Source organism: Cupriavidus phytohabitans, from assembly GCF_017815025.1.
In the GTDB taxonomy this organism is placed as follows: domain Bacteria; phylum Pseudomonadota; class Gammaproteobacteria; order Burkholderiales; family Burkholderiaceae; genus Cupriavidus.
In genome coordinates this window covers 1-6,780 of record NZ_JAGIQB010000111.1, presented here as the reverse complement: position 1 = coordinate 6,780, position 6,780 = coordinate 1, and the positions used below count along the sequence as shown (strand labels likewise).

The following is a 6,780-nucleotide window of genomic DNA, read 5'->3' as shown; positions in this document are numbered from 1 at the left end:
GTGGCGGCGTCACTTCGCTTGCCGAAGACAGGCTTCGCATTCGCCGCGCAGCGCGGCGAATGGTCCGCTACCTTCGACCCTCGCGAAAGCGCATGGGTGCGCCCATTCGACATTACGAGCAGAAAGTCATGAGCGGAAAGTCATGAGCGAAGAAAAGACCGAGCAGCCCACCAACAAACGACTACTCGACACACGCAAGGATGGCGAGACGTCGAAGAGCGCCGATCTGGTCGACGGCGCGACGATGGCCGCTGTCGTCGGCGTGCTCGCGTTCGGGGCCGATAGCTTCGGCGGTGCGCTGCGAACCATCGTCAGTACTGCGCTCGAATTCACGTCTGGCAGTCACGGTCAGTCGCTCATGTTCGTCAAGCTGTTCAACCTCGGCAAGCAGGCATTGATCGTGATCGTGCCATGCGTGGGTGCGGCAGCGCTCGCAGCAGTGGCCGCGCTGATCCCGCAAGTGAGTTTTCAGATTGCCACCAAACCTGTCGTACCCGATCCCAAACACGTGAGCCCCGTCGACGGCGTAAAGCGGATGTTCTCGTTGCGCACGGTGATCGACATCGTAAGGATGGTGATCAAGGCGGGCATTATCGGAGCGGTGATGGGGTTCACGATCAAATGGATACTGCCGTTGATCGTGGGTTCGCTGTACCAGCCGCTTCCCGAATTGTCGAAGCTCTTCTGGTCGTTGCTGATCAAACTCTTCGCCGTGGCCGTGACCGTGTTTATCGTAATCGGTGTCGTCGATGTCAAGGTGCAACGCATGCTGTTCCTGCGAAAACTGAAAATGTCGAAAGACGAAGTCAAGCGGGAACACAAAGAAATGGATGGTGACCCGCAGATCAAGGCGAAACGCAAAAGGTTGGCGCGCGAATTGGCGACTGCGGCGGCACCCGCGCAGCGCGTGAGGTCTGCGAACGCCCTGATCGTCAACCCGACGCACTATGCGGTCGCCATCCGCTATGCCCCCGCAGAACATCCGCTTCCGCTTGTGATCGCGCGTGGCATGGACGAAAATGCGGCGCAATTGCGTCGCTTCGCGCGCGATGCGAATGTACCGATCATCGGCAATCCACCGATCGCGCACGCGCTCTACAAGGTCGAGATAGACGACCCTATTCCGGAGGAAATGTTCGAAACCATCGCCGCGATCCTACGCTGGGTCGATGCGATCGGCTCACGGCGTATTGAAAACGACGCCGGCTAGCACAATGGCGACAACCTCGGGAGCCGCGATGTTCAAGACACCACCTAAGTTACCCGCCACCGGCGAAATCGGCATCGCGATGCTGGTGGTCGCGATCATCTCGCTGATGATCCTGCCGCTGCCGCCGTTTCTGATCGATGTGCTGCTCGCCATCAACATCACGATCAGCGTGACTCTGCTCATGGTGACCATGTATGTGCCGAACGTGGTGTCGCTTTCCGTATTTCCGTCGCTGCTGCTTTTCACCACGTTGTACCGGCTCTCGCTCAACATTGCCTCGACCAAATCGATTCTGCTGCACGCGGATGCGGGCAACATTATCGAAAGTTTTGGCGAGCTGGTGGTCGGCGGCAACCTCGTGGTCGGCATGGTGGTGTTCTTGATCATCACTACCGTGCAGTTCATCGTGATTGCGAAAGGCTCGGAGCGCGTGGCCGAAGTCGGCGCGCGTTTTACACTTGACGCGTTGCCCGGCAAGCAGATGAGCATCGACGCCGATCTGCGCGCCAATCTGCTCACGCCCGAAGAGGCGCGCCGCAAACGCGCAACGCTTGCTGTCGAAAGCCAGTTGCACGGCGGCATGGACGGCGCGATGAAGTTCGTCAAGGGCGATGCGGTGGCCGGTCTCATCATCACACTGATTAACATCATTGCGGGCATTGCGGTAGGCGTCTCGTATCACGGGATGACGGCGGGCGAAGCGGCGAACCGCTTTTCTGTTCTGTCGGTCGGCGATGCAATGGTCTCGCAGATTCCGTCGCTGCTGCTTTCGGTGGCCGCGGGCGTAATGATCACGCGCGTCTCCGACGAACGCGACGCGCGGCCGCTGTCGCTCGGCGACGAGATCGGTCAGCAGCTTTCGGTCAGCGCCCGCGCACTCTACTTCGCGAGCCTGCTCCTGCTTGGCTTCGCCGCCGTGCCGGGCTTTCCGACTGCGCTGTTCGTGCTGCTCGCGGCGATTCTCGCGTCCTGCGGTTACCGACTCGGCAGGCACAAGCCCGCCGTGATCACGCATGCGGGGGGAGCCGTCAACGCAATGCAGCGCGTCGGCTCGAAAGCCGGGACGCCGGCAATCCTCACGCGAGCGCCTCAATTCACCTGCCCGGTCGGTGTGCGCATGTCGCCAGACCTCGTCGTGCGCCTGTCAACTACCGCGCTCGACCGCTCCTTCGAAACCGAACGCGGGCGGCTGCAGGAACATCTCGGCTTGCCATTTCCGGGCATCACCATGTGGACAAGCGACGACTTGCCCGCTTCGAGCTGCGAACTGCTCATGCAAGACGTCCCGTATTGTGCGATCGAATTGCCGCCCGGCAAGGTAATGCTGCCGGAGCCGGCGCTCACCGGCATGCGCGAGCCGCTTTCCGCCGACGCCGAAACGCGCGACGCGCGCGCCGATGTTCGTGGCGGTGAGGAACGCCCTGGACTCGACGGCGGCCCTGGGCCCACATGGTGGATCGACGAAACCAGCTTGCCGCCCAACCAACCGGCATGGCGCGCCGAGCAGGTGATCGCCTATGCGTCGGTGGCGATGCTGCGCAAGCACGCGTCGCTCTTTCTCGGCATTCAGGAAGTGCAATGGATACTCGATCAGCAGAACACCGAAAATCCAGGCCTCGTTGCCGAGGTGCAGAAGGTGCTGCCGCCGCAGCGCATTGCCGACGTGCTGCGGCGGCTGCTGGAAGAGCAGATTCCGATCCGCAACGTGCGCAATATTCTGGAGAGCCTCGTCGCGTGGGGCGCGAAGGAAAAGGACATGCTGATGCTGACCGAATATGTGCGCGGCGATCTCGCGCGCTTTCTCGCGCATCGCGCAGCGGGTGCGGGCCGGATATTGGCCGCGGTATTGTTCGATCTGCCGGTCGAGCAGCATATCCGCCAGGCGATCAAGCAGACGCCAACGGGCAACTTCCTTGCATTGCCGCCTGATGAAGTGGGCTTTTTTATTGACCGGATCCAATCTTTTGTTGGCGCTACGCCGCGTGACGGCGTAGCGCTCGTCACCTCGATGGACATTCGCCGTTACGTGCGCCGCATGATCGAGGCGCGGCTCGACTGGCTCGCCGTCTACTCCTATCAAGAACTAGGCCAGCATGTCGAATTGAAGCCGCTCGGTCGCGTGACACTAGCAGCGCGCTAACCTCCACGTTAACCTCATGACCCTCATCGAACCGAGGCCGCTCCGCATCATTGCGTCGAATAGCGACCAGCGGCCCACCGCCCGCGTGGTGCGCGCGCGGCCTTTCGATTACGCGGTGCTCGTGCGTCGCCCGAGCGCGCCGCGCGCTTCCGTAGCATTCGATCGAGCGACGCCTGAAACGCAAGCGGATCACTCATGCGAAGCAAGCGATCCCGTTGACAATTGCGCGCACGTAATTCCCTTTGACGACGGACGGGCCAGCGATTCGAACGCCCACGTGGAAGCCACTGCGGAGGGCGAAGCCGCGCGCGAATCGGCCAGCCCACTCGCCGCGCACGAGGCTCTGCTGCAGCGTCTTCCCGCCACGACGATGCCCGCCGTCGACGTCCTATTTCGCACGCGAGGCCACTTTCTCGAACTTGCGCGCTCGCTCGCGTGGCAGGTGGCCGCCTTCTGCGCCAACCCGGCGATCGGCAATGCCGGCAACTGGGAAGTGAGTATTCCGCTCGACGCGCGCATTCTGCCGGACACGACGCTCTATCTCTCTCTTTCGCGTTTCTGGCTGTCGCTTCGGTTCGACACGCCGAGCATCGGAACGCGGCAGTTACTCTTCGACCACAGTGCGGTGCTCGAACGCGATCTCGCTGCGCTGCTAAACGCGTGGGGCACGCCACGCGAGATCGAACTGACAGTGTGGTGAACTCACCGCCTGTTGTTTATCCTGGGCGGCCCTCAAATCTGAAATGCAGCACCTTGCCATCCGGTCCAGTGAATGACAAGAATGAAGTACCAACAACTACAATCCGAAGAGCGCATGCGCATCGAGATAAGATGCCCAACGCTACTGCTGCTTCGGCCTTGGCGGGCTTCACCGCCAAGCTGCAATCCCTGGTCGCGCCGCTGCGCCAGACGCTGACCTACGACCAGGGCGGTGAGATGGCGCGGCACGGCGAACTCAGCGCCACCACCGGCGTGCGCGTGTACTTCTGCGAGAAGACCAACGGTCTGGCTGCGCCAGTTCTTACCCAAGGGCACCGACCTGTCCGTCCACTCTCAGGAGGACCTCGATGCCATCGCCGATAGTTTCAAAACCCGGCCTCGCAAAACCCTAACTGCCACAACCCATTACAAGTCCAGTCCTCGCTCAGGTTCTAGCTAATCCCTCGGACCGACTTCCTGTTCAATAACATACGGGGTGTTGTCCTTCACACTTGAAACCGCCCTGGCCAACGCAGGCCAGGCCATTGAACCGACGCCGCATGAGTTATTCGATCGCCGAAATGCCAGGGGTGAACGTGGCCACAGAACACGCCGCGACCGAGGCTGCACCGCCTGCCGCCCAGCCGGCTGCTGCAGTGAACGCCGGCTTGCGCGCGGGAGCACAAACCACGCCCATTGGCGTGCTGCTCCTTCGCGCCGTGCCACTCGGCGTTGCGCGCGTTGCGCGGCTCGTCTGCCATGCGGGCAGCGTGCAATGCGTTGAACGGAACGCCGCTATCGCCGAATGGCAAGCGACGCCCGAAGCCGCAGCCGAAGGCCCGCCCGCGCCTTTTGCAGAGCCGGGCGTGCTCGATCTCGAGCATCCGGCCGGCGCGATTCGCGTGCTGTTCGATCTTGCTGCGTATCCCGCTCTCGAGATCGCCGCGTTGCCAGACGGCGCGCCGGTCCCCAGCGACGCGGCGCGTGCGTTGCGCATCGCGGTCGCCGGTGTGCTGCTGGAGCCGTTGCTGAAGCGGCTTGCTGCGCTCGGCTTTGCCGGCGTGCATGTCACGCAGCTCAAGCGCGGCCTGCCGCACGCGTCGAATGAGCCCGATATCCTCGATGCGCGAGACGGCGCGGCATTCAGCGTGACTTTCTCGGCCGACGGAACCCGGCATCGCGCGCGCGTGATGCTGGCGGCGCCCTTGGTGGACGCGCTCGAAGCGTGGCACTTCGCGCGCACGGCCCGTTTTACCGCCGACGCCTTCGCCGCGTACGCTTCATCGCGAATGCAGGAACGCACATGTCCATTGGGCAACTGCCCGGTGCCGGGGCGCCTGATACTTGGCTCGCGGCGCCTGCCCGTCGACACGCTGCGCGCGCTTCAACCGGGCGACGTCCTGCTGCGTTCGCTGGCCGGTCAACTGCGCGCACTGCTGCCGCAAAGCGACGCACGCCATATCGTCGAAGCCTGCGCAACGCACGCGGCCGAAGGCTCTGCCGCACAGGCCGCGTCGCCCGCGAGCGCCACCATGGCTTGGGGCTCGCCCGGCCTGATGCGCGTTCACGCGCCAGTCAACATCGAAGGCCGCAGGCTTTCACTCACGAAGGAGCCCATCATGACCAATGAGCTGGATCCCGTTCGCCCGGACGATCTTCTCGCGCCGGATGAACATTCGAATCCGATCGACATCGGCGAACTCGATCTGCCCGTCCAGTTCGAATTGGACACCGTTGCGCTGCCGCTCTCGCAACTGTATGCGCTGCGCCCTGGCTATGTGCTCGAACTGCCGACGTCGGTTGCAGAAGCACAACTCAAGCTGGTCACTCATGGCCAGACCATCGGCTACGGCGAACTCGTCACCGTGGGCGACCATCTAGGCATCCGCATCCTGCGCATGGCGCACGGTGATGGTTCAGTTCAGTGACATCACCGGACTGCTGATCGTCATTGTTGCGATCAGCCTCGTCCCTTTCGTTGCGATGATCGTCACCTCGTACGCGAAGATCGTCGTCGTGCTCGGCCTGCTGCGCAATGCTCTCGGCGTGCAGCAGGTGCCGCCCAACATGGTCCTAAATGGCATAGCGATTCTCGTCTCGCTCTACGTGATGGCGCCGGTCGGCATGGAGGCCATGCAGTCGATGCAGGGGCAGCCAATTTCCAGCCAGCCTACTCAGGCGCTGATCCAGATCTTCAGCGGCGCGCGCGAACCGTTCCGCGCGTTCTTGCAGAAGCACACAAACGAACGCGAAAAACGCTTCTTCATTCGCTCGGCGAATGTGGTATGGCCAAAAGACGCGGCGTCAAGCCTGCACGAGAACGACCTGATCGTACTCGCGCCCGCCTTCACGCTGACCGAACTGACCGACGCGTTCAAGATCGGCTTTCTGCTCTACATCTGCTTTATCGTCATCGACCTGATCATCGCGAATGTGTTGCTCGCGATGGGACTGAATCAGGTGACGCCCACCAACGTGGCCATTCCGTTCAAGCTGCTGCTGTTCGTCGTGATGGACGGCTGGTCCACGCTGGTCCACGGCCTTGTGATGACCTATCGTTAGCGGCTCCGATGTGATGATGGACGACTCCCTCCCTTCGGAGCCTGGGATTTCCCCACTTCTGAGGTTCCGTCGGGATAAGGAGGTAGGGGCGAGGGTTCTGTCGCAGTAACGGTACGGAAGTAGAATTTGCGGTCGTGAAACTTGAAGGCCAGAAAATGATTCAACCAGC

5 protein-coding genes and 1 pseudogene are annotated in these 6,780 nt (G+C 62.2%); all 6 read left to right on the top strand.

Features of this window, described 5'->3' with window-relative positions; all coding sequences use genetic code 11:
- The first annotated feature begins 142 nt into the window (after nucleotides 1–142).
- The 6 genes and pseudogenes from sctU to sctR all read left to right on the top strand — a co-directional run bounded on the left by sctU (nucleotide 143) and on the right by sctR (nucleotide 6,611).
- Complete coding sequence (sctU, locus tag J8I34_RS32780; protein ID WP_209778165.1) at nucleotides 143–1,210, top strand: type III secretion system export apparatus subunit SctU; 1,068 nt, start codon at nucleotides 143–145, stop codon at nucleotides 1,208–1,210.
- A 28-nt stretch (nucleotides 1,211–1,238) separates the two neighbouring features.
- On the top strand, nucleotides 1,239–3,350 hold the full coding sequence (gene sctV, locus J8I34_RS32775; RefSeq protein ID WP_209778167.1) for a type III secretion system export apparatus subunit SctV: 2,112 nt from the start codon (nucleotides 1,239–1,241) through the stop codon (nucleotides 3,348–3,350).
- Nucleotides 3,351–3,366: 16 nt separating this feature from the next.
- Nucleotides 3,367–4,050, top strand: a complete 684-nt coding sequence (gene sctP / locus J8I34_RS32770) for a type III secretion system protein SctP (RefSeq protein WP_209778170.1) — start codon at nucleotides 3,367–3,369, stop codon at nucleotides 4,048–4,050.
- Between the two features lie 128 nt (nucleotides 4,051–4,178).
- Nucleotides 4,179–4,537, top strand: a pseudogene (locus J8I34_RS32765) (IS30 family transposase); the annotation flags it as partial.
- Nucleotides 4,538–4,609: 72 nt separating this feature from the next.
- Entirely contained in the window at nucleotides 4,610–5,977 is a 1,368-nt protein-coding gene (sctQ, locus tag J8I34_RS32760) for a type III secretion system cytoplasmic ring protein SctQ (RefSeq protein ID WP_209778172.1), read from the top strand.
- On the top strand, nucleotides 5,961–6,611 hold the full coding sequence (gene sctR / locus J8I34_RS32755; protein WP_029050252.1) for a type III secretion system export apparatus subunit SctR: 651 nt from the start codon (nucleotides 5,961–5,963) through the stop codon (nucleotides 6,609–6,611). The genes sctQ and sctR overlap by 17 nt, the downstream gene beginning before the upstream one ends.
- Nucleotides 6,612–6,780: the final 169 nt, after the last annotated feature.

Excerpts from the sequence above, each read along its gene's own strand:
- sctP (WP_209778170.1), top strand. The coding sequence starts at position 3,367 with ATGACCCTCATCGAACCGAGGCCGCTCCGCATCATTGCGTCGAATAGC.
- sctQ (WP_209778172.1), top strand. The coding sequence starts at position 4,610 with ATGAGTTATTCGATCGCCGAAATGCCAGGGGTGAACGTGGCCACAGAA.
- sctU (WP_209778165.1), top strand. The coding sequence starts at position 143 with ATGAGCGAAGAAAAGACCGAGCAGCCCACCAACAAACGACTACTCGAC.
- sctV (WP_209778167.1), top strand. The coding sequence starts at position 1,239 with ATGTTCAAGACACCACCTAAGTTACCCGCCACCGGCGAAATCGGCATC.
- sctR (WP_029050252.1), top strand. The coding sequence starts at position 5,961 with ATGGTTCAGTTCAGTGACATCACCGGACTGCTGATCGTCATTGTTGCG.